Annotated in this window: 26 protein-coding genes; 14 read left to right on the top strand and 12 right to left on the bottom strand. The window is 61.9% G+C overall.

What is annotated here, in order from left to right; translation table 11 throughout:
- Positions 1 to 52 precede the first annotated feature (52 nt).
- Positions 53 to 490 carry an HdeA/HdeB family chaperone gene (locus K3758_RS00755; RefSeq protein WP_120349853.1) on the top strand — a complete coding sequence of 146 codons (438 nt, stop codon included), beginning with the start codon at positions 53 to 55 and terminating at the stop codon, positions 488 to 490.
- Positions 491 to 566: 76 nt separating this feature from the next.
- Here K3758_RS00755 and K3758_RS00750 read toward each other — a convergent pair whose 3' ends face one another.
- Complete coding sequence (locus tag K3758_RS00750; protein ID WP_259946894.1) at positions 567 to 2,051, bottom strand: ABC transporter substrate-binding protein; 1,485 nt, start codon at positions 2,049 to 2,051, stop codon at positions 567 to 569.
- Between the two features lie 159 nt (positions 2,052 to 2,210).
- On the opposite strand from K3758_RS00750, the gene K3758_RS00745 reads away from it, so the two are divergent.
- The 3 genes from K3758_RS00745 to K3758_RS00735 all read left to right on the top strand — a co-directional run bounded on the left by K3758_RS00745 (position 2,211) and on the right by K3758_RS00735 (position 5,493).
- Positions 2,211 to 3,473, top strand: coding sequence for an Hsp70 family protein (locus K3758_RS00745; protein ID WP_259946892.1), 1,263 nt, complete (start codon positions 2,211 to 2,213; stop codon positions 3,471 to 3,473).
- 196 nt (positions 3,474 to 3,669) lie between these two features.
- Positions 3,670 to 4,515, top strand: coding sequence for a formate/nitrite transporter family protein (locus K3758_RS00740; protein WP_067623994.1), 846 nt, complete (start codon positions 3,670 to 3,672; stop codon positions 4,513 to 4,515).
- A 48-nt stretch (positions 4,516 to 4,563) separates the two neighbouring features.
- Positions 4,564 to 5,493, top strand: coding sequence for a YihY/virulence factor BrkB family protein (locus K3758_RS00735; RefSeq protein WP_259946889.1), 930 nt, complete (start codon positions 4,564 to 4,566; stop codon positions 5,491 to 5,493).
- Positions 5,494 to 5,496: 3 nt separating this feature from the next.
- Here K3758_RS00735 and K3758_RS00730 read toward each other — a convergent pair whose 3' ends face one another.
- On the bottom strand, positions 5,497 to 6,225 hold the full coding sequence (locus K3758_RS00730) for a Crp/Fnr family transcriptional regulator (RefSeq protein ID WP_259946887.1): 729 nt from the start codon (positions 6,223 to 6,225) through the stop codon (positions 5,497 to 5,499).
- 90 nt (positions 6,226 to 6,315) lie between these two features.
- Between K3758_RS00730 and K3758_RS00725 the strand changes: the two genes are divergently transcribed.
- Positions 6,316 to 6,687, top strand: coding sequence for a hypothetical protein (locus tag K3758_RS00725; protein WP_259946885.1), 372 nt, complete (start codon positions 6,316 to 6,318; stop codon positions 6,685 to 6,687).
- On the opposite strand, the gene K3758_RS00720 is transcribed toward K3758_RS00725, so the two are convergent.
- From K3758_RS00720 to K3758_RS00710, 3 genes are all read right to left on the bottom strand, one after another.
- Complete coding sequence (locus tag K3758_RS00720; RefSeq protein WP_259950143.1) at positions 6,638 to 6,973, bottom strand: phage holin family protein; 336 nt, start codon at positions 6,971 to 6,973, stop codon at positions 6,638 to 6,640. The two genes, K3758_RS00725 and K3758_RS00720, sit on opposite strands and share 50 nt — an antisense overlap.
- Positions 6,974 to 6,989: 16 nt before the next feature.
- Positions 6,990 to 7,295, bottom strand: coding sequence for a YqjD family protein (locus K3758_RS00715; RefSeq protein ID WP_067623987.1), 306 nt, complete (start codon positions 7,293 to 7,295; stop codon positions 6,990 to 6,992).
- Positions 7,296 to 7,400: 105 nt separating this feature from the next.
- Entirely contained in the window at positions 7,401 to 8,210 is an 810-nt protein-coding gene (locus K3758_RS00710) for a response regulator (protein ID WP_067623984.1), read from the bottom strand.
- A 94-nt stretch (positions 8,211 to 8,304) separates the two neighbouring features.
- Between K3758_RS00710 and K3758_RS00705 the strand changes: the two genes are divergently transcribed.
- The 4 genes from K3758_RS00705 to K3758_RS00690 all read left to right on the top strand — a co-directional run bounded on the left by K3758_RS00705 (position 8,305) and on the right by K3758_RS00690 (position 11,065).
- Positions 8,305 to 8,475: a NepR family anti-sigma factor gene (locus K3758_RS00705; protein WP_201722086.1), complete on the top strand. Its 171-nt coding sequence runs from the start codon at positions 8,305 to 8,307 to the stop codon at positions 8,473 to 8,475.
- A complete protein-coding gene (locus K3758_RS00700) occupies positions 8,475 to 9,032 on the top strand; it encodes an RNA polymerase sigma factor (protein WP_067623982.1) in 558 nt (185 codons plus the stop codon). The genes K3758_RS00705 and K3758_RS00700 overlap by 1 nt, the downstream gene beginning before the upstream one ends.
- A gap of 2 nt (positions 9,033 to 9,034) precedes the next feature.
- Positions 9,035 to 10,759 carry a sensor histidine kinase gene (locus K3758_RS00695; RefSeq protein ID WP_259946879.1) on the top strand — a complete coding sequence of 575 codons (1,725 nt, stop codon included), beginning with the start codon at positions 9,035 to 9,037 and terminating at the stop codon, positions 10,757 to 10,759.
- A 138-nt stretch (positions 10,760 to 10,897) separates the two neighbouring features.
- A complete protein-coding gene (locus K3758_RS00690; RefSeq protein ID WP_161487433.1) occupies positions 10,898 to 11,065 on the top strand; it encodes a hypothetical protein in 168 nt (55 codons plus the stop codon).
- Between the two features lie 67 nt (positions 11,066 to 11,132).
- On the opposite strand, the gene K3758_RS00685 is transcribed toward K3758_RS00690, so the two are convergent.
- Positions 11,133 to 11,684 (bottom strand): cupin domain-containing protein, encoded by a 552-nt coding sequence (locus K3758_RS00685; protein WP_067623976.1) that lies wholly within the window; start codon positions 11,682 to 11,684, stop codon positions 11,133 to 11,135.
- Between the two features lie 181 nt (positions 11,685 to 11,865).
- On the opposite strand from K3758_RS00685, the gene gabT reads away from it, so the two are divergent.
- From gabT to K3758_RS00665, 4 genes are all read left to right on the top strand, one after another.
- The gene (gabT, locus tag K3758_RS00680; protein WP_259946873.1) at positions 11,866 to 13,266 is read left to right on the top strand and encodes a 4-aminobutyrate--2-oxoglutarate transaminase; all 1,401 of its coding nucleotides are present in this window, start codon (positions 11,866 to 11,868) and stop codon (positions 13,264 to 13,266) included.
- Positions 13,267 to 13,516: 250 nt separating this feature from the next.
- Positions 13,517 to 14,506: a P1 family peptidase gene (locus K3758_RS00675; protein WP_259950141.1), complete on the top strand. Its 990-nt coding sequence runs from the start codon at positions 13,517 to 13,519 to the stop codon at positions 14,504 to 14,506.
- Complete coding sequence (locus K3758_RS00670) at positions 14,499 to 15,308, top strand: alpha/beta fold hydrolase (protein WP_259946871.1); 810 nt, start codon at positions 14,499 to 14,501, stop codon at positions 15,306 to 15,308. Before K3758_RS00675 ends, K3758_RS00670 begins: the two co-directional genes overlap by 8 nt.
- The gene (locus K3758_RS00665; protein WP_259946869.1) at positions 15,305 to 16,672 is read left to right on the top strand and encodes a tetratricopeptide repeat protein; all 1,368 of its coding nucleotides are present in this window, start codon (positions 15,305 to 15,307) and stop codon (positions 16,670 to 16,672) included. The genes K3758_RS00670 and K3758_RS00665 overlap by 4 nt, the downstream gene beginning before the upstream one ends.
- Before the next feature lie 15 nt (positions 16,673 to 16,687).
- On the opposite strand, the gene K3758_RS00660 is transcribed toward K3758_RS00665, so the two are convergent.
- The 5 genes from K3758_RS00660 to hemC all read right to left on the bottom strand — a co-directional run bounded on the left by K3758_RS00660 (position 16,688) and on the right by hemC (position 23,204).
- Positions 16,688 to 17,377 carry a fumarylacetoacetate hydrolase family protein gene (locus K3758_RS00660; protein ID WP_067262780.1) on the bottom strand — a complete coding sequence of 230 codons (690 nt, stop codon included), beginning with the start codon at positions 17,375 to 17,377 and terminating at the stop codon, positions 16,688 to 16,690.
- A gap of 98 nt (positions 17,378 to 17,475) precedes the next feature.
- The gene (locus K3758_RS00655) at positions 17,476 to 19,185 is read right to left on the bottom strand and encodes a hydantoinase B/oxoprolinase family protein (RefSeq protein WP_259946867.1); all 1,710 of its coding nucleotides are present in this window, start codon (positions 19,183 to 19,185) and stop codon (positions 17,476 to 17,478) included.
- Positions 19,186 to 19,189: 4 nt separating this feature from the next.
- Positions 19,190 to 21,265: a hydantoinase/oxoprolinase family protein gene (locus K3758_RS00650; RefSeq protein WP_259946865.1), complete on the bottom strand. Its 2,076-nt coding sequence runs from the start codon at positions 21,263 to 21,265 to the stop codon at positions 19,190 to 19,192.
- A gap of 62 nt (positions 21,266 to 21,327) precedes the next feature.
- Positions 21,328 to 22,260, bottom strand: coding sequence for a LysR family transcriptional regulator (locus tag K3758_RS00645; RefSeq protein WP_259946863.1), 933 nt, complete (start codon positions 22,258 to 22,260; stop codon positions 21,328 to 21,330).
- Positions 22,257 to 23,204, bottom strand: a complete 948-nt coding sequence (hemC, locus tag K3758_RS00640) for a hydroxymethylbilane synthase (RefSeq protein ID WP_259946862.1) — start codon at positions 23,202 to 23,204, stop codon at positions 22,257 to 22,259. The genes K3758_RS00645 and hemC overlap by 4 nt, the downstream gene beginning before the upstream one ends.
- A gap of 84 nt (positions 23,205 to 23,288) precedes the next feature.
- Here hemC and hemE point away from each other — a divergent pair, with 84 nt between their 5' ends.
- On the top strand, positions 23,289 to 24,329 hold the full coding sequence (gene hemE, locus K3758_RS00635) for a uroporphyrinogen decarboxylase (RefSeq protein WP_120349840.1): 1,041 nt from the start codon (positions 23,289 to 23,291) through the stop codon (positions 24,327 to 24,329).
- Between the two features lie 327 nt (positions 24,330 to 24,656).
- Here hemE and hemF read toward each other — a convergent pair whose 3' ends face one another.
- Entirely contained in the window at positions 24,657 to 25,538 is an 882-nt protein-coding gene (hemF, locus tag K3758_RS00630; RefSeq protein WP_259946860.1) for an oxygen-dependent coproporphyrinogen oxidase, read from the bottom strand.
- Positions 25,539 to 25,549: the final 11 nt, after the last annotated feature.

Below are 25,549 nucleotides of genomic sequence, written 5' to 3'. Positions count from 1 at the left end.
ATCCGTTATGCGGTGTTGTCTTCGGGAGAACAGACAAAACTGGAGAATAAAAATGAAAACGACTTTGAAAACACTTGCGATCGCCGGACTTCTGGGCACCGTTTCCGCACCCGCCTTCGCCGCTGCTCACATGGACATGGCCACCATGACCTGCGCCCAGTACCAAGAATTGAGCGATGAAGACAAAATGAAAGTCGCTTCCATGGCAATTGCCGAACTGGAAGATGGCGACCACGGTGGCTCCATGATCACCGAAACCAAAAACGACGGTTCCGAGCCGAGCGACATCTCTGCTGCTGAAGCGACAGACGCTGAAGAAACCGAAGATTCCTTGATCGACGATACAAAAGCCGTCGAAGATTCCGAAGAAGCTGACGAGATGGCCGACACGGAAATGGAGCAGGAAATGGAAGACTTCATGGTCGTCTGTAACCAGAACCCCGACGCGCTGGTAAGCGAAGCCGCAGCAAACCTGCGTGGCAAAGACTAATAGGTCTTCGTCTCTAATTAAGAAGGGCGCGCCTCACGGCGCGCCCTTTTTTAATGCTTAAACGCGATCCTATCGATCACTCCGCCCAGCTTACACCGGTCAGGTCGGTGGCTTGCGTGGGCGCGTTTACCCAAAGCCCCTCGACACCCGCCTTGGCAATCGTCGGGAAAGCGAGCTGGAACAGATAGCCGTTCACATAGTCTTCGGCGATCATGCGCTGCGCCTTGGCCAGCATCTCGGTCCGCGCGGCGGGGTCTGCCGTCTTGTTGAACTCGGTCATCAGCGACTGGAACTCGGCATTGTCATATTGGAAGTAATAGTCCGGGTTGGCGTAGATGTTGATGTCCATCGGCTCTGTATGGCTGACGATCGACAGACCGAAATCCTTGCCTTTGAACACGGTTTCCAACCACTGCGCCCATTCGACATTGGTGATCTGCGCCTTGATGCCAACTTCGGCCAGCTGGGCTGCGATGATCTCTCCGCCGCGGCGCGCGTAGGATGGGGGCGGCAGGTGCAACGTCGTCTCGAACCCATCGGGGAAACCGGCCTCGGCCAGCAGCGCCTTGGATTTTTCAGGGTCGTAGCTGCTCATCTCAGTCAGATCGACGTAGTCTGGGTTATGCGGCGCGAAGTGGGTGCCGATGGGCGTGCCATAGCCAAACATTGCCCCATCAATGATTGCCTGACGGTCGATGGCATGGGCCACGGCCTCGCGGACTTTAACGTTATCGAAAGGTTCGCGCTTGTTATTGATCGACAGGATCGTTTCCCCCTCGGTCGAGCCGATCAGCACCTGGAAACGCGGGTCCGCCTCGAACTGGGGGATATTTTCCGGCGCGGGGAAGCCGGTGAAAACATCGACATCTTCGGCCATGACCGAGGCGAAAGCTGCTGTCGGGTCTGAGATGAACTTGAAGGTCGCGCTGGCCAGCGCGGGCGCCTCGCCCCAATAGTCGTCATTCCGGGTCAGAGTGATCTTGTCGCCCTGATTCCAGTTCTCAAACTTGAACGCGCCGGTGCCAATCGGGGTCTGCTTGATCGTCTCAATCGTTTCAGGTGCCACGATCACCGCGTCGCCCCAGGCGAGGTTGAACAGCATGTTGCCATTCGGTTCGCTCAGTTTGACCTCAACGGTCCGCGGGTCAATGACGTTCACTTCGGAAATCGCGGCATAGAGCGCCTTTTGCGCATTGGCGCTGTCTTCGGCGTTGATCCGGTCGAGGGTGAATTTCACGTCCTCGGCGTCCATCGTGGTGCCATCGTGAAAGGTGACCCCCTCGCGCAGCTTGAACGTATAGGTCAGCCCGTCTTCGGAAATCTCCCAGGACTCAGCCAAGCCCGGCACGACAGAGCCATCGCCCATGAAACGGGTCAGCCCTTCGAAGACATTGGTATAAAGCACCGAGTCGATGGCCCCGGCCGCGGCAGAGGTCGGATCAAGGTGCGGCGGCTCAAGCTGCATGGCGACGGTGATGTCGTCCTTGGCGAAGGCGCTGGTGGCGGCGACAACCAATGCAGCACTGGCCACACCGGTCATCAAACGGTTCAAACGGTTCATGAAGTTCTCCCATATTGGCGTATTTTTTTGCGAGGCTAGCCAAAAGCCGCACGACGCGCCAGCCTTCGTTGCCAAGCCCGCGCGAGAAGGGTATCGCGGGTGCTTTGCACGGGTGCGCTGCGCGTCGGATCGCCCGTGAAAAGGCATTAGGAGAACGTCATGGCCAGGCTGGGGATTGATTTTGGAACGTCCAACACCGCGGCGGGCATCGCCGTCAACGGCGCCCCGCAACTGATCGCACTAGAGGCCGAGGCGCAGACCCTGCCGACGGCGGTATTTTTTGATTTCGACGCGCGTGAAATGCGGATCGGCGCCGCCGCCTCTGACGCGCTGCTGGCCGGGGCCGAGGGCCGTTATATGCGCGGGCTGAAAAGCCTGCTTGGCACCCGGCTGATGCGCGAGCGGCGGGTGCTTTTGGGTGAACGGCTGGACTTTATCGACATCGTGGCGCGGTTTCTGGCGCGGGTGAAAACGCAAGCCGAAGCCGCCACGGGGATGCAGTTCGACACAGCACTCTCTGGCCGTCCGGTGCGCTTTCATTCAGCCGATGACGCCCGCGATGCACAAGCGCTGACAGACCTGCGCGAGGCCTATGGCCGGGCCGGTTTCGACCATGTGGATTTCATGAACGAACCCGAAGCCGCCGCGCTTGCCAACCGCGCCGCGCTGCGACCGGGGGATCTGGGGCTGGTGATCGATATCGGCGGCGGCACCTCTGATTTCACGCTTTTCCGCCAGCGCGGGAATGATGAGATCGACATTTTGGAAAGCCACGGCATCCGCCTTGGCGGGACCGATTTTGACCGGTCCTTGTCCATCGGGCGGGTGATGCCGCAGCTTGGGATGGGCAGCGAAATTCGCCATGCTTTCGGGGGCGACACCCACATCGCGCCCAATGCGATCTTCAACGATCTGGCCACTTGGGCGAAAATTCCGTTTCTCTATGGCGCTGACACCCGCAAGGCGGCGGCGGAATTGCATAAGTTTGCCGAACACCCCAAGCGTCTGGCGCGATTGGTCAAAGTGCTGGATGAAGAGCTTGGTCATGATCTTGCTTTTGCCGTCGAAGCGGGCAAAATCCGCGCCAATGGCGCAGGGGCCGAGGGGGATGCAGAGCCGGTGATCGACGTGTCGATGCTCAAACCCCGCGCGACTTTGCCCCTGCCCCGTGACTGGATGCGCAAGCGGCTCTCGAAACTGGCCGCACAGATGGGGGATGCAGCGGAGACGACAGCGCAGAACGCAGGCATCGCGCCCGGCGCCGTGGACCGGTTGATCTTTGTCGGCGGGTCGAGCCTGATGGAGGTGGTCGAGGCCGAAATGCGCACACGCTTTCCGCGCGCGAAAGGACATCGGGGGGCGGCGCTGACGGCAATTGTCGAGGGGTTGGCGTTGAGTGCCGGTGGGGAAGAACGCGGCTGACCCGTCTGGTTGAGGGTGCGGGATCGGTATTTAAGAAAGGATGAAGTTGAAGGGGGGGGACGCTCCCCCGTCGGGGCGAGATTGGCGGGGCGTTACTGTTTGGGGCGCGTGAATTAAGCAGGCTGGGGCTTTTTACTGTGCAGGGGGCTTCGGCGGGCTATGTTCATCATGTCCATGAATTTCAGGAAGAACGCGAATGGCCCCACTGATCCAGAAAAAGCCCCCCACCTCTGCCGTGCAGGAAGAGGCGGAAGAACGCTCTGTCAGTGAGGCGGCGGCGCTGTCGCCCAAGCTGATCTATGAGGTGATCCGGCGCGAGGGGCGAGATGAGTTGAACCGCACCAACCGGTCGTTGATCTGGTCGGGGATATCCGCGGGGATGCTGATCAGTCTTTCGGTCTTGGGGGAGGCGATTTTTCGAACCTATTTGCCGGATGCGGGCTGGCGTTTTCTGTTGGAGAACCTCGGCTATTCATTGGGGTTCATCGCGGTCATCATGGGCCGGATGCAGTTGTTTACCGAAAACACCATCACCACGGTCTTGCCCCTGATGCAGGAACGCAGCCTGAATATTCTGTGCAGGCTCATGCGGCTTTGGGCCGTTGTGCTGGGGGCCAATGTGATCGGGGCCTTCGCGGCGGCCGCGCTGTTTATCTATACGCCCGCCATCCCGGCGGAGGTTTTGCCCGCCATCATCAGCCTTTCGGAACACGCGACGGGCATGCCGGCGGCGGAGGGGTTTTGGCGGGCCATTCCGGCGGGGGTCATCGTGGCATTGATCGTCTGGATGCTGCCCGAAGCGGATGAGGCGGCGTTTTTCCTGATCCTGACCTTTACCTGGCTTATTGCTGCGGGGGATTTCACCCATATCGTCGCCGGGTCAGTCGAGATGGCAGCGCTCATTCTGCATGGCGGGCTGGGGCTTGGTCAGGCGATCTTTGGCTTCTTCCTGCCGGTGCTTGTCGGCAACATCATCGGTGGCACGTTGATCTTCACCCTTGTTGCTTGGGGGCAGGTCCGCGACGATGTGGAGGACAGCTAACGCGAAGCGGTCCCGGTTTTGGCCGGGGCCGAATTGAAAGGATTGGCATTGGTGCTGCGCAGACCTCCGACCCGACCGGCGATCTATTGGGATGCTTTCAAGGCGAGCCTAAAGCAAGCGGCCGACGACAACCTTGCGCTGATCTCGGCCGGGGTGGCGTTTTTCGCGATGCTGTCGTTGTTTCCCGCGCTGGCGGCGCTGATTGCGCTTTTGGGGCTGATCTCGGACCCTGTTGTGGTCATTGCCCAGTTGGAGGATGTGCGCGGGCTGCTGCCGGATGATGTCTATGACATTATCAATACGCAGGTGACCGGGCTGGTTACCGCGCGGGCCGATACCTTGGGTTGGGCCGGTATTGTATCGCTGCTGGTGGCGCTGTGGTCTGCGCGGGCCGGTGTGGGTGCGATGGTGATCGGTCTGAACGCTGTCTATAACGAGCGCAACCGCAATGCTGCGAAACATTACCTGCATGCCTTGATGTTGACGGTGAGCCTTGTGGGGGTCGGGATCGTGGCACTGCTGGCGGTGGTGGTCGCGCCCATCATTCTGGCGTTCATCCCGCTTGGCCCTTTTGGCAATGCCGTGGCCGACCTGCTGCGCTGGACCGTTGCGACGGCGGTTTTGTTTGCCGGTGTGGGTGTGCTTTACCGTTTCGGGCCGAACCGGCGCGCGGCGCGATTGCCTTGGCTTAGCAGCGGGGCGATTTTGGCGGTGATGTCTTGGGCGGTGCTTTCGATCGGGTTTTCCTATTACGTCGCCAATTTCGGCAACTACAATCAGGTCTATGGCTCGATCGGGGCCGTGATTGCGATGTTGGTCTGGCTTTGGATCAGCAGTTTTCTGATCCTATTCGGCGCGGCCCTGAACGCGCAGGTTGAACGACGCACGCGACCGGACAGCACCATCGGCCCGGCCAAACCGCGCGGCCACCGTGGGGCCGAGGCTGCGGATACCTTTATCGATATCACCCAAGAATAGCTGTTAAAGAAGGGGGCGTTTTTGGCGGCTCTCAAGTTCGGTTACCCCCGCCTTCGCCAAGGCGGCGAGGTCGTTGATCTGAAGCACCCTGTCGGACCACGAAAGCAACTGACGTTCTTTCAGGGCACCGAGGGTTTTGTTGGTGTGCACCACCGACAGGCCAAGCGCATCGGCTAGATCGCGTTGTGAATAGGGCAGCAGCATCTGATTGTGGGTGACCATCCCCAGCGACTGGCCACGTTCGAAGATCTTGACCATCGCCCAAGCGATGGCCTGCATCGCGGTGCGTTGGCCAATGGTGGCAAGGACTTCGCCCATGAAATGCTCTTCGATCGCGGCCAACCAAGTGATATCAAAGGCGCGTTCGGGGTGGTTTTTGAAGAAATTCCAGAACTCGCTGCGGTTGAAAACGCAAAGCCGCATATGGGTCCGGGCTTCGACGGAATGGCCCATTTCACCCATGATGCCTGCCTGCAGGCCGATGAAATCGCCGGGGAAGACAAAGCTGATGACCTGCCGGTTGCCGTTTTCCAAGGTCTTGTCGCGGATGCCCATCCCGGTCAGGGCCGTGTAAAGCTGGGGCGAGTTTGACCCCTCAAGCAGGATCGGCGTGCCCGGCTCAACCGTCAGCTCACCGGACTTGAACTTCTCCATGAAGTTCACTTCATCTTTCGACATCGGCAGGAAGGCATCTTTGCGACGGAGAGGGCAATAGCGGCATTGTGTCGTCATCAGATAAAAATTGCCTTCTTATGTCTTAGTTTAATGCGCCCTCGTGGCGCGCCCCCTAAATCGACAACTTTGCTAACCCGGGGGAAGACCATGTCGATCTTGATCTACGAACCGGACCCGTTGGTCTGTTCAGACATAAATGAAACGCTTTCTGCTGCGTTTCCGCAATCGCAAATTAGCGTTTTAGAGACGTTTGATCTCAGCAAGCTGGTGGAGAACATCGACAACATCGAATTCGCGGTCCTGTCGCTGCGGCGCGATCAGTTGCACCAGCATCTGTCGGATTTGTCGAACCTGCGGGAGTGGTTTCCAATCGTCTGTATCATGAACGATACGCCCCGATTGGCGGAGGCCGAAAGGAGGCTGAGGTTCATCACCCGCCCCTTTTCCAGTGGCAATCTTCTCAGCGCTGTTAACGGCGCGCTTTCTGACCCGCGGTTATGCCAGCCAGAAATGCCATGACCAAGTTCTTCAAGCCGTCATGTTCGGTCGCTGCCGGGTCTTCTTGCCGGCGGGCCTGAGCGGCGGGCTCGCGGTCTGATCCGGCCATGGCAAGCAAGAGAAAGCCAACACCGAAATAGACCGCGCCGAGGATCAGCGCGGCGGTGAGCGTCGTGGTGACGGTGATGAGATACAGCCACGCCGCAAGCGTGAGAAACAGCAGCCCGATCAGCAGAAAGAGCGCGGCCCCGGCGCTGAGCATCGCGGTGTGCAGCGCACGTCGCAGGGAGCCGCGCAGATGGTTCATCACCGAGGAAAGCATCTTAGCGGCGGGCCGTCACAAGACCGACAAGGAAACCGATGCCTGCGGCGATGCCGAGGGCGGTACCGGGCTGGGCTTGCAGGAATTCTTCGGCTTGCTTTTGGGCTTCCATCGCTTTCAGACGCCCTGTGTCGGCAAAATCATTCGCCGCGTTGCGGGCGTTGTCGCGCATCTCTTCCGACTTGGCCTTGCCGTATTCGCCCAGGGTTTCGGTCAGCGATGCGATGTCTTTTTTAAGCAGCGCAATCTGGTCCGACAGATCGTCGATGGTCAGATCTTTTGCGGCAGCGGTCGGGGTCTTGGCCATGTGGGCCTCCTGAATGTTTGACTGACGATAGGCAGCGCGGGCGCTGAATGCAAAGGGTTCCCTGCGCAAAGCAATGCGCGGGGAACCCTGTTTTTCTGGCCCGGTTTAGGCGTTGAGCGTTTCCGTGGAGGAAAAGAACATCGCTTGCGAGACAGCCGAGACGACCTGATCCACCGAGTAAGGTTTGGAGATCAGGAAGGCGGGCTCTGGCTTGTCGCCGGTCAACAGACGCTCGGGGAAGGCTGTGATAAAGATCACCGGACGCATCCCCAGTTCGTTCAGCAGATCGTTCACCGCATCGATGCCCGAAGAGTTATCGGCCAGTTGGATATCGGCGAGGATCAGGTCAGGCACATCGGCCTTGCCTAGTTTCACCGCTTCGTCACGGGTGCGAGCGATGCCGGTTACCCGGTGGCCCATCTCGGCGACGATGGATTCAATGTCCATCGCGATGATGGCTTCGTCTTCGATGATCATCACCGAACCAGAGGTGCTGTCGGCCATCTCGCGGTGTGCGATCTGGATCAGCTCATCGGCCTCGGCCTCATCCACGCCGATAATTTTGGCAATTTCACCATGCGAAAAGCCTTCGATCGTGTGCAGCAGCAGCGCTTCGCGGCTGTTGTTGGTCAGGCTCGACAGATGCCGCTGCGCCTTGGCGCGGGGGCCGCTTTCGCCTTCTTCCACCGGGGCACCTGCGCTGGCCCAGATACCGTACAAAACCTTGAAAAGACCCGTCTTTGTGTCTACTCCATCGAGCACCGAGCGATCAACCAGGATGGCTTCCAGCGCCGCCGCGGCGAAGGTGTCACCACTGGTCTGGCTGCCAGTCATCGCCCGCGCGAACCGGCGAAGGTAGGGGATGTTGGCACCCAGTTCATCGCTGATGCTGGTCTTTTGTGTCGCATCGTTCATCTAGTCGAATCCTTTTTTACTTTTCTTGGAACCAAACACGTCGACATTGTGTTTGGTTCCAGTATGCGTACATAATTATTCAAACGAGACGACGATGCCAGAGGTGATGTTAGTGAATTCAGGAAACAAGGACGAGCGCGAGCGCGTCATCGACGACAACCTCAAGCGTGTCTTCGATGAGACGCTCGATGAAGGCATCCCTGATCGTTTCAAGGATCTGCTTCAGAAGTTGAAGGAACAGGATTCAGAAAAAGGAACGTCATAATGACCCGTCCCGATCCGCGCGACGAGCTGGTAGAACATCTGCCGGCCATGCGGGCCTTTGCCATCAGCCTGACACGCAATGGTGCCACGGCAGACGACATGGTGCAGGACACCTTGGTCAAGGCGTGGACCAACATCGAAAAGTTCCAAGAGGGCACGAACATGCGTGCTTGGCTCTTCACGATCCTGCGGAACACTTACTATTCCTCGCGCCGCAAGGCGAAACGCGAAGTCTCGGATGTGGATGGCGTGTTGACCGACGGGCTGGCGGAAAAGCCCGCACATGATGGTCACATGCAGATGACGGATTTCCGCAAGGCGCTTGCCCTGCTGAAGGATGAGCAACGCGAAGCGCTGCTTCTTGTTGGGGCCTCTGGCTTCTCCTACGAGGAAGCTGCAGACATGTGTGGCGTTGCCGTAGGCACCATCAAAAGCCGCACCAACCGGGCCCGTGCCCGCCTTGCTGAATTGCTGGGTCACCATGACGACGAGTCGCTTGAAATGACCGATGACGCGACAATGTCTGTCCTATCCGCTTCTAAAGTTTCTTCTTTCTAAATATGACGTCTGGCTTCTTCAGCGGTGATCTGATGCGTGGGCTGACGATCCGTATTCTGCTGTTTCTGTCTCTCGCGCTTTTGCCCATCGGGCTGATCGCGGTTGTGCAGACACGGCAGATTGCGGATCAAAGCCGCCAAAGCGCAGAGCTATCGCTGATCGCCGTCACGGAACAGGCCTCCGCCGCGGAACGCCGGGTGATCCAAGAGGCTTTCGGCGCCGCCGAAGCGCTCACCTCGATCGTGCGTCTCAGGCGGGACGACCCAGAGGAATGCACCGCCTTCCTCAAGGAATACAAACAAGCGTCAGACATCTATTCGCTTGTGGGTTTCATCGGGCTAGACGGGAAAATGACCTGCTCCTCCACGGGGCAGGATCATGACTTTTCCGAGGATGAGAACTTTCAAACACTGGTGGAAACACCGGTCCGTCGTGCGATGCCGGTGTTGCAAGGGGCGGTCAGCAATCAGATGGTCACGCTGATCAACGCGCCGGTCTACGAAGAGCGCGAATTGATCGGCTTCATGGCGCTCAGCATTCCCGAAGACGCCATCAACGCGATACGCGAACCCAAGAGCAAACACAGCAGCGTCGCGATGATGACCCTCAACAAGATGGGCCACATCCTGACCACGGAAAACGGGCTGGCCGTTGCCAAAAAGGAATACCCCAGCGATGTCGCCTTGTCGCTGTTGACCACCAAAGAACCCAACGTCTTCCTGTCAGAGAATTTTGACGGCCAAGACCGCGCCTATGTGATCGTCCCGATCGTGCCAGACACGGTCTTTGCGCTGAGCGTATGGCCCAGAAACACCCCGTTTCTGGACACGGGTGTTTCCACCCGCCTGAGCGCGCTTTTGCCCATCGTCATGTGGCTGGCCAGCTTGATCGTGGCCTTCTGGGCGTTGAACCGGCTGGCAATCAACCACATTCGCAAGCTTGGCCGACAGATGCGTCGCTTTGCGCTGAACCGCACCCTGCCGCGCGGGACGCTTGGCCCCTCGGTGCCCACCGAATTGGTCGAGATGGAATCGGCTTTTGTCGGCATGGCGGAATCGATCCTGCGGGATGAGGCGACGCTCGAAGACAGCCTTCGGCAAAAGAACATCCTGCTGAAAGAGGTCCACCACCGGGTCAAAAACAACCTTCAGCTTATCTCGTCGATCATGAACATGCAGATCCGGCAGGCCAAAAGCGAAGACGCGCGTTTTGTCCTGCGGCGCTTGCAGGATCGCATCCTCAGCCTCGCCACCGTGCACAAGAACCTCTACCAGAATGACGATCTGGTGCGGGTCAACGCCAGCGAACTGCTGAACGAGATTGTGGGCCAGATGCTATCGGTCGGTCTGCCCTCTGGTTCGGGCGTGCAGGTTGAGCAATCCTTTGAGCCGATCAAGATTGACGCCGACGATGCGGCCCCCTTGACCCTGCTGGTGTCGGAGGCGCTGACCAATGCACTGAAATACGTCTCGACGGTCGAACATGGCAAAGGGTTCATATCGCTAAAGCTGATCCAGACCGGGCCGGAACAGGCGATGCTGGAAGTGCGCAACACCATCGGCAACCCCGAAGAGGTGAAATCCGGCACCGGGCTCGGCTCTCGTTTGATCCTTGCCTTTACCCGCCAGTTAAACGGTCAGGTCGAGGTCGAGACCATGGATGGCGTGTACCAAATCCGGGTGAATTTCCACGTTCCGACCGACAGCAAGATGATCTACGACTACTGACGCGCTATCGATCAGCGGAATCTGGCCGGAAACGTGGCCCACAGGTCACAGACTCGTCATAGGCGAAAAATTTGTCGGAACCCTTTGGCCCGCGCGCGGTTGAGCACCTGAAACGCAGTGCTAAAAAGGAAAACGGAGATGACCACGGAGCTCTTTCTCGGCGGTCTGACCATCCTGACCTTAGCCGCGGTCATCATCTTGGCCCTCACCACGGGCCGACGGGAACTCAACCCGGATGAGGACCGTGCCGGGCGCGATAAACAGCAACCGGAGACCCAAAGGTCGAACTACCGGTCAGACTACTAAGACCTGACACCCCTATCGACCGCCCCGAGCAGAACGCTCGGGGCGGTCGATATTTATAGGGTGCCTTTTAGAAGCTGGGCGGCGTGCAGGCGCTGACAATCTCACAGGGGTCGGTGCCAATATTACGAAACCGATGCGGCAGGCGGCTGTCGAACAGGTAGCCATCCCCGGCGTTCAACAGGCTGACTGCGCCATCGACCGTCACCTCTATGCTGCCGCGCACCACCACGCCCGCTTCTTCGCCCTCATGGCTCAGAAACTCCGGCCCGGTATCCGCGCCGGGCTCATAGGTTTCATGCAGCACCTGAAGCGCGTGATGCGCAGCATTGCCCAATTGGCGCAGCGATACGCCGCCCTGATGGCTTGGCGAAATCTCGGTCAGTTCCTGCGCGCGGTAGAAAACCTTGGCGCTGTCGTCCTCCTCAAGGATGGAGAAGAACTCCGCCATGCTGATGGGAATCGCGTCCAGCAGGCTTTTCAGCGATGCGACTGATGGGCTCGTGCGGTTCTTTTCGATCAGCGAGATCGTGCCATTGGTCAGCCCGGCCTTGGCCGCAAGCTCACGTTGGGACAACCCATGTTTCTTGCGGATCGCTCTAAGTTTATCGCCGACGTTCAATGACTTGTCCTTTGTGGGCATCGGCGTTGCGACCGGGCATCGTGGCGGAGGGGTAACCGATGATCTTGGGAATTGTTAGATAGGCTCTGCCTTCGCGATTGACAATTATATTAAACGGAATATGGATTTTTTAAACGACACGTCACTGCCCCTCTCTCTTTCGCAATAAGGTATCTGTTCCATGTCCAGCACCGTCAAGAAATCGCACCGCAAATCTTCAGCCAAGGCCAAAGCCGCGCCGCAGATGACAGTGGTCGAAGCAAATCCCGCCACCAAACCCGACGGTCAGACGAATGCCGACCTCGTCGCGCGCCGAGACGCCGCCGTGCCGCGCGGTGTGGCCTCTGCCGCGCCGATCTATGCGAAATACGCCGAGAATGCCGAACTGTGGGATGTCGAAGGCAACCGCTACATCGATTTCGTCGGGGGCATCGGCGTGCTGAACACCGGCCACCGCCACCCCAAAGTGGTCGAAGCCGCCAAGGCGCAAGAAGATCACTACACCCACACCAGCTTTCAGGTCGTGCCCTACGGCCCCTACATCGAACTCGCTGAAAAACTGAACGCGCTGGCCCCGGGTGAGGAGCCCAAAAAGACGCTGCTCGTCACCACCGGCGCCGAAGCTGTTGAGAACGCAGTGAAAATCGCCCGCGCCGCCACCGGTCGTCCGGGCATCATCGCCTTCACCGGCGGCTACCATGGCCGGACCCTGCTGACGCTCGGCATGACCGGTAAGGTCACGCCCTACAAAAAAGACGTGGGCCCCTTCCCGGCGGATGTCTTCCGCGCGCCTTTCCCTTCGGTGCGCGACGGGATCACCGTGCAGGACGCGCTGACCGGGTTGAAGAACCTTTTCCTCACCGATGCCCAGCCCGAGCGCGTTGCCGCGATCATCATCGAGCCGGTGCTCGGCGAAGGCGGCTATACCCCTGTGCCTTTCGACATGATGCAAGAACTGCGCGCAATCTGTGACCAGCACGGCATCCTGCTGATCGCCGACGAAGTGCAGGCCGGGTTTGGCCGCACTGGCACATGGTTCGCGATTGAGCATTCCGGCGTCGCGCCGGACCTCATCACCGTGGCGAAATCCATGGCCGGTGGCTACCCGCTGGCCGGGGTGATTGGCCGCGCCGATGTGATGGACGCGATGGCCCCCGGCGGTCTGGGTGGCACCTATGGCGGCAACCCGGTGGCTTGTGCTGCAGCGCTGGCGGCGATTGAGGCGATCGAAGACGAAGGTCTGCTGGCCCGCTCCACCGCAATGGGCGAAACGCTCAAAGCCCGCTTTGCCGAGATCGGCGCACGGTCTGCGCCCTACCGCTTCTGGGATATCCGCGGCCTTGGTGCCATGGTCGCCGTCGAATTCGTGACCGACTTTGACAGCGCCAAACCCGATGCCGATTTCACCAAGCGCGTCATCGCCCACGCCCTCAAGCGCGGCCTGCTGCTGCTGAGCTGTGGCATGCATGGCAACGCCGTGCGCGTGATGGTTCCGCTGACCGCATCTGATGCCATCGTCGAAGAGGGTCTCGCGATCTTTGAAGAAGCCGTCGCCGCCGCTGTCGCCGAAGAGCAAAAGTAAACCAACCGGCCATGCCGGACGGATCGGGCGCGCGGGGCAACCTGCGCGCCCATTTTTATGGCGCGCATCCGGTTGGGCAGTTCTCTGGCAGCACAGGCCTTGGCATCCGCTGGGGAAGCGCGCAAACTCCGCCCGAAATCAATGCCGGAGTGACGATGCCACTGTTAGACCCCTCGCCCATTTGCACCATTACGGGGATGTTTCACGTGAATAGCGCGGCAGCCCGCGGGTGCCGCCCATGACCGCCCCGATGCGCCCCGGCCCCCGCAACCTGATCACCGATGTGGCAGGGCTGAAGGTCGGCAATGCGCAGGACACGCGGCTGAAATCCGGCAGCACCGTGCTGATCGGCGACGCGCCCTTCACCGCCTCCGTCCACGTCATGGGCGGCGCCCCCGGCACGCGCGAGACCGACCTGCTTGCCCCCGACAAGACCGTGGCGGCGGTCGATGCGCTGGTGCTCTCTGGCGGCTCTGCTTATGGGTTGGATGCCTGTTCGGGCGTGGTGGATGCCCTGCGCGCGCAGGGGCGCGGGTTTCGCGTCGGTAATGCGCTGATCCCGCTGGTGCCCGGCGCGATCCTGTTTGATTTACTCAACGGCGGAGACAAGGATTGGGCGCAGAACCCCTATGCCGATTTGGGCTGTAAGGCCATGGAAGCGGCAGGCGAAGAGTTTGAAATAGGCTCTGTCGGCGCGGGCACCGGCGCGCTCAGCGCGATGGTCAAAGGCGGGCTCGGCTCGGCCAGTTTGCAACTGCCCGATGGCAGCATGGTCGGTGCGCTGGTGGGGGCCAATCCGGTGGGCGCCGTCACCACCCCGGGCGACCGCCATTTCCACGCCGCCCCCTTTGAGATCGACGGAGAGTTTGGCGGACTGGGGCCCGACCCCTCCGCCGGGCTGGGCCTCTCCTTTGAAAGCCGCAAGATGGCCGCCATGTCGGCCCGCGCCAATACCACCATCGCCATCGTCGCCACCGATGCCACGTTGACCAAAGCCGAATGCCAGCGCGTTGCCGTGGCCGCCCATGACGGAATCGCCCGCGCGGTGGTGCCCGCGCATATGCCCAATGACGGCGATCTGGTTTTCTCCCTCTCAACCGCGGCGCGACCTGCGGGGGACGTAGCGATGATCGGCCATGCCGCCGCCCTTTGCCTGTCACGCGCCATCGCCCGCGCGATCTATGCCGCCTCCCCCGCCGAAGGGGATCTTCTGCCCTGTTGGAGCACGCTGAATGCCTGATCTGTCCCTCTCCGATATCTCCCTTCATTACGAGGTCGACGGCAGCGGCCCGCCTCTGCTGATGCTGGCGGGCATGCTCAGCGACAGTGCAAGCTGGGGCGCTTTGGCCCCGCTGCTGTCGGATCATTTCACGCAGATCCGGCCTGACAACCGCAGCACCGGGCGCACAACGCCGTGGGACGCGGAAACCTCCGTCGGGCAGATGGCCCGTGATGCGCTGGCGTTAATGGATGAACTGGGGCACGCAAAGTTTCACGTTGTCGGCCATTCCATGGGCGGCCTAATGGCGATGGAGCTTTTTGGCCTTGCGCCCGAGCGCATCCAAGCGATGAGCATCCTCGCCTCCGCCCCGGTCCGTGCGCCGCGCACCATGGCGGTGTTCGACGCGCTGCTCGCCGTGCGCCGCGCGCCGGAAGGGGAGCAGCTTTGGCTGCGCGCGCTCTACCCTTGGATTTTCGCCCCCGGTTTCTTTTCCGATCCGACAAATACTGAAACCGCCCTTGCCGCCGCATTGGCCTATCCCCATGCGCAAAGCGCGGATGCCATGGCCCATCAACTCGAAGCGCTGCGCGGCTTTCGCCCCACGGTGCGGCCCTTTGATCTGACCTGCCCGACCCAAGTGCTCCACGGGGCCGAAGACCTGCTGATCCCCCGCGCCGCCGCCGAGGACGCCTTTGCTCAGATCCCGAACGTGACGCAGACCACCCTGCCAAACGCAGGCCATTCGATCCATTGGGACGCTGCCGAAGCCGTCGCCCAACACCTGCGCCAATTCCACGCCACCGCCGGAGACCCAAGATGACACAAGACCTTTACGGATTGGAAACCTCTGCCAGCCGCCCGGAAACCCTGCAGGCGATCAACGATTTCATCCACGGCTTTCTGTCCTACCAGCCCAAAGCCGCAGGCATCATCGCCGCAGCCGATGCCGACCCGGAGGGGCCGTTGGTCAACGCCTATGCCGCGCTATTGTGGATGTTCCTTGAGCACCCCATCGCACCGGAAAAAGCCCGCCCCTATCTGGAACGCGCCACAGCCGCGACCGGGGCCAACGCCCGCGAGCAAGAGATTATCCGCGCCGTGGGCCACTGGATCGACGGCGATGTGCCCGCCCTCGTCGCTGCCTGTGATGCCATCACCGACAAATGGCCGCGCGATCTGGCGATGCTGAAACTGGCGCAATACCATCTGTTCAACACAGGCGATGCCGCTGGCATGTTGCGCCTTGCACTGAAATCCCTGCCCGAGGCCGAAGACATCGCCTATACGCACGGCATGATCGCCTTTGGTTATGAGCAATGCCATCTGCTCGACCGGGCCGAGGCTGCTGCCCGCCGGGCGATGGAATTGCGCCATGATGAGCCTTGGGCGCATCACGCGCTGGCCCATGTGATGCTAACGCAAGGCCGCGTCACTGAAGGCGCGCGTTTCATGGAAAGCGTGGCCGAGACGTGGAGCGATCTGAACTCCTTCATGCGGAGCCACAATTGGTGGCATCTGGCGCTGTTCTACCTGTCGCAGGGCCGCCACGACGATGTCCGCGCCGCCTATGACCAGCATATCTGGGGGCTGGAAAAGGACTATTCCCAAGATCAAGTCGGCGCCGTGTCTCTGCTGGCGCGGATGGAATTCGCAGGCGTCGCTGTGGGCGACCGTTGGGGCGATGTGGCCGACCATGTGGCGGCGCGGGGGGCGGATACGGTGAGCCCCTTCCTGACGTTGCAATATCTCTATGCCCTTTGCCGCACCGGCCGGCCCGAGGCGGCAGAGATGCTCCGCGCGATCAATGCCCGCGCGAGTGAGACTGCCGCCCATGACCACGCCGCATGGGCCGAAGTCGCGCTGCCCGCCGCCCGGGGCATCGCCGCCCATGCCAAGGGGGAGTGGGCCACGGCGATCCGCGAGCTTGGCATGGCCCTGCCCCGCATGGCCGAATGTGGCGGCAGCCATGCGCAGCGGGACCTGTTCGAGCAAATCCACCTCGACGCGCTGGTGCGCGATGGACGGGCCTCTGCCGCGCAGCAGGTGCTTGAGATGCGCCGGACCTACGACCCCGATGGCGTGCCGCTGAACCGGATGCTGGGCGAGGTCTATGAAAAGACTGGCCTGCTCGATCTGGCGGCCCAAGCCCGCGCGCGGGCAGAGCGCACGCTGGCCGGGGCCTAGACCGAGCCGCGCGCTTTAGGCGCGCGGTCCGACGGTGACTTCGAACTCGGAGATGCCGTCGACCCCCCCGGTGATCACATCGCCGGGCTGCACCGCCGCGACACCGGCAGGCGTGCCGGTCATGATGATGTCGCCCGGTGCCAAGGTCACGGCCTGCGACAGGGTGGCGGTATGCTCCCGCACCGACCAGATCATCTGCGACAGATCGGCCTCCTGCTTCATCTCGCCGTTCACGGCAAGCCAAAGGCGGCCCTTCTCGACCGAGGGGACATCGGCCATGGGCAGGATCGGCGCGATGGGCGCGGAGTTGTCAAAGGCCTTGGACCAGTCCCACGGGCGGCCCATCTTCTTGGCCTGCGCCTGAAGGTCGCGGCGGGTGAAATCGATGCCCACAGATGCGCCCCAAATGTGATCCATCACATCCGCTTCTGCGATGTTTGCGCCGCCCTTGCCGATGGCGATGACAAGCTCTGCTTCAAAGTGGAAATCCTCCGTCAGCGGCGGATAGGGCACAGTGCAGGGCGTATCGAGCGTGGCATCGGCGGGTTTGGTGAAAAAGAACGGCGGGTCGCGCATGTCATTGCCCATTTCAAGCACATGCGCCTCATAGTTACGGCCCACGCAAAAGACGCGGCGCACCGGGAAACGGTCGCTGGTGCCTTGAACGGCAAGGCTGCTCTGCTTTGGGGGGTCAATCACATACATCACTGGTTTCCTCTTGGCATGATGGGGCCAAGGAACACCCGCGCTTTGTAACAGTCAATGACCCCCGTGCGCTTATAAACCCTTGAGCGATAACTCTTTCACAGGTCCGCGCCTTTGCGGATCGCCTCTTGCACCTCGCGGATGTCTTCGGCGCTCAGCCCATAGTCTGCCGCTGCCACCTCTGCGCTGATGTAGCCGCGCAGAAGGTCGCGTTTCACCAAGTCCTTGGGGCGCTCGGTGGCGGGGCCGTAGCCCGCGCCGCCCGGAAAGGCCATCATCACCTTTGCCCCATGCGGCACGAACTGTTTGCCCTTACCGCGCATCGGCGTGCCATCGTCGCGGGCGATGGTGGTCGGGGCACCGGGAGCGCCACCCTGCCGCCCACGGGCGGGATGATCGACCCGGTCGAACATGGCCTGCATGTCGAACTCATGCCCCGCGCGGGCGCTGACTTCCATGTACTGCCCCAGCCCCCCGCGCTGGCGGCCCGCGCCGCCGCTGTCGGGGCGCAGTTCTTTGCGCCAGATCACCACAGGACCGGCATGTTCCGTGGCCTCCACCGGCATGGTCATCACGCCCGAGGGGAAAGCCGTGGCGTTCAGCCCATCATGCTGCGGCCGCGCGCCCGAGCCGCCGGAGTTGAAAGTGAGCACCTCGGCCCGGCGCGCGCCTGCTGGGGCATGCGCATCCGTGCGCGGGCGCAGACTGACTTGGAAGTTGCACAGGCAGCCCGCGCCCTCGGCCGGCACGAGGTTCGGCAGGATCTGATCGAGCGCGGCGTAGACCGTGTCGGGCACGAAGTGACCGACGATGTGCCGCAGGGCCACGGGTGCCGGGTGCACCGCGTTGACGATGGTGTCCTCGGGCGCGGTGATCCGGAACGGCTCCAGCGAGGCGGCGTTGTTGGGGATTTCGGGCGCGATGGCGCATTTCAGGGCGTAGCAGGCATAGGCCTTGGTATAAACCAGCGGGCAGTTGATGCCCTTCTTATCGATCCCGGACGTGCCCGCGAAATCCGACAGGATGTGGTCTTCGGCAATGTTCACCGTGACCTTCAGCGTGATCGGCGTGTCGAACCCGTCGATGGTCATCTCGCCGGTCGCCTGATGGCGCGGCAAGGCGGCGATGCGCTCCAAGGTGGCGCGGCGGGAATTGTCGAGGATGAAACCCGCGATGCCAGTCAGATCATCGAGGGCAAACTCCTCCATCATGTCAATCAGGCGGCGATGACCGATCTCGTTGCAGGTGGTCAGCGCGTAGATGTCGCCGACCAATTGATCCGGCTCGCGCACGTTGCCACGGATGATCCGAACCAGCCTCTCATCGACCTTGCCCGCATCGGCGAACTTCATGATCGGAAGATAGAGCCCTTCTTCGTAAACACTCGCCGCATCCGCGCCAAAGCCACGCCCGCCGATGTCGACGATATGCGCGGTGCAGGCAAAAAACCCGACCAGCTTGCCACGGTGAAAAGACGGCGTGACCATGGTGATGTCATGCAGATGGCCCGTCCCCTCCCAAGGGTCGTTGGTGATATAGACATCACCCTCAAGGATGTTCTGCCGCCCGATGCGGCGGATGAAATGCGCCACCGCGTCGGCCATGGCGTTGACGTGGCCGGGCGTGCCGGTGACCGCCTGCGCCAGCATCTGACCGTCGGTGTCATAGACGCCAGCCGAGAGATCCCCCGCCTCGCGCACCGAGGTCGAGAAGGCCGTGCGCACCAGCGCCTGCGCCTGTTCCTCGACGACCGAGATCAGCCGGTTCCACATGACCTGATAAGCGACGTTGGAATGTGTCTGTGCCATGGGCTTACCCTTTCACGGTGATGTCGATGCAGCCGTCGGGCTGACAGATGGCGCGGCGCGAGGCGGGCAGGATGATCGTCGTCTCATCCTCGGTGATCGCGGCGGGGCCTTGGGCGGTTTGGCCAGGGGCCATCTGGGCGCGCAGGACCACGTCGGCCTCGCAGTATTCAGCGAGCGCCGGGTCGAACATACGCCTTGTTAGAGCCACATCTGCCGCCGCACCCGGGGACTGCTCTGCGGTGCGGGCGACCGCCTCGGGCGGGGTGGTGGCATTGACCGACCAGACCGTGATCTCGATATCCAACCCCTCTACGGTGCGGCCGAAAAGCTTGGCGTAATCGGCCTCGAAAAGCGCCTCGAACCGCGCGGCATCGGGGGCTAGGGCGTCTGCCTCGTCCAGCACGATGGGGATCTCCCAGCCCTGCCCGCTGTAGCGCATGTAGACTTTGTATTCCGACAGGATTTCCGCCCCGGCGTCGCAGTTCCGGACAAAGCCGGTGGCCTCTTCCTGCAGTTCGGCCAGCAGCGTCTTGATGCGGCCAGCGTCGAAATCCGACAGCTTCATATAGACCGAGCGGTTGGCCTCGAAGCTGAAGGGCGCGCGCAGGAACCCGATGGCCGAGCCGACCCCGGCGCCGGGCGGCACCAACAGGCGTTCGACGCCCAACTTCTCACAGAGCCGTCCAGCGTGCAGCGGGGCCGCGCCACCGAAGGCGATCATCGTGTAGTCGCTGAGATCCTCGCCGTTTTCCACCGCATGCACCCGCGCGGCATTGGCCATATTCTCGTCCACCACCTCGGCCAGCCCAAAGGCGGCGGTGGCGGCGTCCATGTCGAGCTCTTGCCCGATGACCTGGTGCAGCGCCGTCTCGGAACCTGCGGTATCCAGCCGGATCGAGCCGCCCGCGAAGTTGTCGGGGTCCAGCTTGCCCAGCACCAGATCGGCATCGGTCACCGCGGGCTTCGCGCCCCCCCGGCCATAACAGGCGGGGCCGGGCTCGGAGCCCGCGCTTTCCGGCCCCACACGGATCTGCCGCATGGCGTCCACATGGGCAAGGCTGCCGCCCCCTGCGCCAATCTCGACCATGTCGATCACCGGGATCGAGATCGGCATGCCCGACCCTTTCTTGAACCGATAGGTCCGGGCCACTTCGAACACCCGGCTGGTCTTGGGCGTCTGGTTTTTGATCAGGCAAATCTTGGCCGTGGTGCCCCCCATGTCAAAGCTCAGCACCTTGTCGAGCCCGTAGCGTGCGGCGATGTTGGCGGCAAAGACCGCGCCCCCCGCCGGGCCGGATTCCACCAGCCGCACGGGGAATTCGGCGGCGCTTTCGATCGAGATGATGCCGCCGCCCGAATGCATCAGGAAGATGTTGCAAGAGACACCTTCCTCCTGAAGCCGCCCTTCAAGCCGCCCGAGGTAGCTTTTCATCAGAGGCTTGATATAAGCATTGGCGACCACGGTGTTGAACCGCTCATACTCGCGCATCTGCGGCGAGACCTCGGAAGAGATCGAGACCATGACCCCCGGCAGCCGCTCTTCCAGCACCTCGCGGATCATCCGCTCATGCGTGTCGTTCAGGTAGGAATGGATCAGCCCCACCGCGACGCTGTCATAGCCGCCTTCGGCAATGCGGTCGGCCAGGGCTTCGACCTCGGTACGGTCGAGCGGCAGCAGAACCGCGCCGGTGGCATCCACGCGCTCTTCCACCGTGTAGCGCATCTGCCGTGGCAGCAGCGGTTCGGGCAGATTGAGGTTCAGGTCATATTGCTCGAACCGGCTTTCGGTGCGCATCTCGATCACGTCGCGGAAACCTTGGGTCGTGATCAGCGCCGTCTTGGCCCCGCGCCGCTCGATCAGCGCGTTGGTGGCCAGCGTTGTGCCGTGGATGATCTGGGTCAGGTCGGCAGGGGTGATCCCGGCCTTGGTGCAGACCTGATGCATCCCGTCGATGATCGCGTTCTCGGGCGCGGCATAGGTCGTCAGCACCTTGGTCGAGAAGCTCTCTCCGCCCTTTTCCAGAACCACGTCGGTAAAGGTGCCGCCGATGTCTACGCCCAGTCGAATGGTTGATGCCATGTCTCACTCCTGTTTGGGCGCAGGATAGGAGCGGGCGCAGCATCGGTGCAAATTATTATATTCTATGGGTGTGAAAGGTTTTTTCGATCCTCTGCATCGAATGCCCGGGCGTAGTCTCGGGCCAGTTCGGCGGCGCGGGCGACATAGGCGGGCGTGCGATCCGCGTGATAGCGCGCGGCGACCTGCAAGGGGCGCGGGTGCCAAGCGGCGGGCAGAGTTTGCAACGCGCCATCGGCCAGCGCGCCTGCCACCATGACACGCGGCATTACCGCCACGCCCATCCCGTCGAGCACCATGTTCATCGCCGCCGACAGGCTGCTCGAAGGCACCAAACGGGCCTTGGGCGCGGTGGTGCCATCGAAATGGCGGATCAAATCGGAATGGGCCTGCGTGTGCCGCGCATGGCCCAGCACCGGATGGCGCAGCATCGCGGCAAAGTCGGGGGCGGGGCCGATCTGCGCGGCCAATTCAGGGGCAGCGACCCAGATGTAGTCATAGGTCGCCAAGTCCACCTGCCCGCTTGCGGGGGTCGAGAAGGGCGCGGTTTGCAACGTCAGGTCCAGCGCATGGGCGGCAAGCTCCTGATCCAGATCGCGGGACAGGTCGACGGTAAGTTCGACGGTGAGATTGGGATAGACCTCGGCCAATGCGCGCAGGAAGGGGCGCAGCCATGTGCTGGCGACCACTTCAGTCACCCCAAGGCGCAGGCTGTCGTCGATCAGGTCAGGCCGCGCGGCGGTCTCAACCAGCGCCTCGGCTTCGCGCAGCACGCGGCGGGCTTGGGCCAGCAGGGCGGTGCCTTTTTCGGTCAGCCGGATCGACCCGGCGTCGCGTTGCATCAGGGTAACGCCCAGCGTCGCCTCCAGCCCGGAGATCCGAGCCGAGATATTGGGCTGTGTCGTGTTCAGATGTGCAGCGGCGCGGCGAAAGCTGCCAAGGTCCGCGACCCAGATCAGCGCTTCAAGCTGTTTCAGCGTGAAGAGATTGCCGATCATTCGCGCCAGTCAAAGAAACCCGGTCCGGCCTCGGCCAAAAGCTTGCGGGCCATCGCCTCGCCCGCCTCGGCCCCGTCGGAAATGGCGCAGGTCACGTCGTCGCCGATGGCGTCCGACCCGTCCGGGCGCAGCACCTGTCCGCGCAGGCGCATCTCGGTGCCGTTGAGTTCGGCCAGCCCGGCGATGGGCGTCTCGCAAGAGCCGTCAAGCGTTGCCAGAAACGTGCGTTCGGCAGCGAGTTGTTCGCCCGTGGCGCGATCATGGATCGCGGCCAACATGTCGGCGGCGCGGCTGTCATCAACACGGCGTTCAACCCCAATCGCCCCTTGGGCGATGGCGGGCAGCATGTCATCGGGATGCACGGCGGCCTGCGGCACGTCGTCCATTTTCAGCCGGTTCAGCCCGGCCATGGCAAGGAATGTTGCCTCGGCCACGCCGTCATCCAGCTTTTTCAAACGGGTCTGCAGGTTGCCACGAAACTCGACCACTTCCAGATCCGGGCGGCGCAGTTTCACCTGCGCCCGACGGCGCAGGCTGGAGGTGCCCACAACCGCACCCTGCGGCAGGTCGGCGATGGATTTCAGATGCGGCGAGATGAAAGCATCGCGGCAATCTTCGCGCGGCAGATAGGTGTCGATCAACAGCCCACCGGGTTGCAGCGTCGGCATGTCCTTCATCGAATGCACCGCAATGTCGATGGAGCCGTCCAGAAGCGCGGCCTCGATCTCGCGGGTGAACAGGCCCTTGCCGCCGATCTCTTTCAGCGGGCGGTCGATGATCTTGTCACCCGTGGTCTTGATCACGACGATGGTGAAAGCCTCGAACGGCAGATCGAAGGCGGCGGCAAGCCGGTCGCACACCTCATTCGCCTGCGCGAGTGCCAGAAGCGATCCGCGTGTGCCAATGTTGAGGGGCCGGGCCGGGGTGGGAAGCTGATACGTCATGACGCATCCCTACCCCCGTCGACATGAACTGACAACTGCTGTACCTGCGCTACCTACGGGTTTGCCACAATTAGGAACGCCATAATGACTGCGAATAAGACCATCCTGCGCGCCCTTGCGGGCGAAACCCTGCCGACCCCACCGATCTGGATGATGCGCCAAGCTGGCCGCTACCTGCCGGAGTATCGCGCGACGCGGGCCAAGGCGGGGGATTTCCTGTCGCTCTGCTATAACCCCGAACTGGCCGCCGAAGTCACGTTGCAGCCGATCCGGCGCTATGGGTTTGATGGCTCGATCCTTTTTGCCGACATCCTGCTGGTGCCGCAGGCGCTTGGCGCGGACCTGTGGTTTGTCACCGGCGAAGGGCCGCGTTTGTCGACGATCACCACCAAGGCCGAGATGGAGGCGCTGAAGCCGGCGGATGCCATTCACGACCACCTCGCCCCGATTTACGAGACCGTGCGCATCCTGTCACGCGAACTGCCCGAGGAAACCACGCTGATCGGTTTCGCAGGCGCGCCATGGACGGTGGCGACCTATATGATCGCGGGCAAAGGCACGCCGGACCAAGGCCCGGCGCACGCATTGAAGGATGAAAACCCCGAGGTGTTCGATGCACTGATGGAGCGGATCACGCTGGCAACAATCGAATACCTCGATATGCAGATCCAAGCCGGGGCCGAGGTGGTGAAGCTTTTCGACAGCTGGGCAGGGTCGCTTCAAGGCACCGATTTCGATCGTTATTCGACCGAGCCGCTGCGCCAGATCATCAGTGCGCTCAAGGCCCGCCATCCGGGCGTGCCGATCATCGCCTTCCCACGCGGTGCCGGGGCGCGGTTTGCCAATCTGCATGCCGCGACTGGAGCGGACTGCATTGCAGTGGATGATGCGGTGAGCGCAGAATGGGTCGCTGAGAACGTGCAGCCGCATGGCTGTGTGCAAGGCAATCTGAAATCCTCGCATATGGTGACTGGTGGGGATGCGTTGGTGGAGGAGACGCGGGCGATTGTCGATGCGCTGTCAAAGGGGCCGCATATCTTCAATCTTGGCCACGGGATTACGCCGGATGCGGACCCGGAGAATGTGCAGTTGATGATTGATACGGTGCGCGGGACGCGCGGCTGAACACTCGCGCTAAGAGATGAGGGCCATCGCCTGCCCGCGGGTGGGCGATGCCACGTTGGCTCATGCCACTTTATGCCTCAGCCTTGGTGCGAACTCACGAGGGGATTCCTAGCCTCACCAAATCGCCTACCCGTTCGCACCGAAGGTGCGCCAAATATGGCGGCACGCCTCTGGCGTGGCGGACGGGCAGGCGATGGCCCGGCGCCTGCGGCTTGATTCCGGGCTAGATGGCACCTTCGCCGTTACTTTGTCGCTCTAACAGAAAGGGGCGGAAGGCTGCCTCTCGATTGTGCAGCGCCTCCTGCCTGCTTGTTGCCCAGCCTCAGTTCACACCCACTTCGCCATCGGCGGCAAGCTCATCAGCACTGCATCAGGGTCATGCCCCGTCTCAAGCCCGAACTTCGTCCCCCGGTCATAGACGAGGTTATACTCCGCATAGAGCCCACGGTGGCGCAGTTGCACGTCCTTATCGTCCATGTCCCACTCGATCTCGCGCCGTTTGTCGACCAGTGGCACATAGGCGGGCAGAAATGCCCGGCCCACATCCTGCGTCAGGGCGAAATCCGCCGCCCAATCACCGCTGTTGCGGTCGTCATAGAAAATCCCGCCCACGCCTCGTGCGCGCTTGCGATGCGGGATGTAGAAATACTCATCCGCCCAAGCCTTCAACTCGTCATAGAGTGTCGCCCCATGGGGATCGCAGGCACCCTTCATCTCGGCATGGAAGTGAGCGGTGTCCTCGTCATATTCGATACAAGGGTTCAAATCCGCTCCGCCCCCGAACCACCAAGCATGAGGGGTCCAGAACATTCGCGTGTTCATATGGACCGCAGGCACATGCGGGTTTTGCATATGCGCGACCAGACTGATGCCCGAGGCCCAAAAACGCGGATCATCAGCCATGCCGGGCAGGCCTTTGCGCGCGGCCATCGCCGCCTGCGCCCGTTCGCCCAAGGTGCCGTAGACGGTGGAGATATTCACGCCCACCTTCTCAAACACGCGCCCGCCGCGCATGACGGACATCTCACCGCCGCCCGCATCTGACCCATCAGGCGCGGTGCGGGTGGTGTTGCTGACCACGAACCGCCCGGCGTCTTCCTCGCCGACATGACGCGCTTCAATGTCGTGGAACGCCTGAACGATGTCATCGCGCAGCTTGCGGAACCAATCCGCCGCGCGTGTCTTTTGGTCTTGCATGTCTTCGGTCATCTCTGGCCCGC

The organism is Sulfitobacter sp. W002 (genome assembly GCF_025142135.1).
Classification (GTDB): domain Bacteria; phylum Pseudomonadota; class Alphaproteobacteria; order Rhodobacterales; family Rhodobacteraceae; genus Sulfitobacter; species Sulfitobacter profundi.
The sequence above is the reverse complement of the archived record's forward strand: the minus strand, read 5'-3'. Positions and strand labels throughout refer to the sequence as shown.